General features: G+C 59.7%; 1 protein-coding gene. It reads right to left on the bottom strand.

Going from position 1 to position 380, the window contains the following annotated elements; all coding sequences use genetic code 11:
- Positions 1 to 380: Tn3 family transposase (locus KP705_RS19095; protein WP_215765447.1), on the bottom strand; the 380-nt coding region annotated here is incomplete at both ends.

Below are 380 nucleotides of genomic sequence, written 5' to 3'. Positions count from 1 at the left end.
AATTGACCATCACTTGAGGACGATGTGCCGTCTCCCCAGAGTGACGCCAGGGGCAGCCCACGATGGGCTGCAACCATACGGCCAAGGGCTTCGGCGTATCCGGCCTCGCTGATATGCCAGTCATGCAGATGCGCCAACTGGCGCAGGGTGGCACCCTGACAGGTGTCGGCCATGCGTGTCAGACCAAGATTAATCCCATCCGCCAGGATCACCGTCAGCAGGGCGTTTTTGTCATCCGCGACACGGCTGGAACGGCGATGGGTAAAGCAGTCGGTGAAGCTGATCCAGCGGTCCACTTCCAGCAGAAGATCAGTAATCTTGATGCGTGGCAGCCGGTCGTAAGCCGCCCGCCTCAACTCTTCCACAGCAGGGGGTGTAAT

The organism is Gluconobacter sp. P1D12_c (assembly GCF_018812105.1).
In the GTDB taxonomy this organism is placed as follows: Bacteria; Pseudomonadota; Alphaproteobacteria; order Acetobacterales; family Acetobacteraceae; genus Gluconobacter; species Gluconobacter oxydans_A.
The sequence above is the reverse complement of the archived record's forward strand: the minus strand, read 5'-3'. Positions and strand labels throughout refer to the sequence as shown.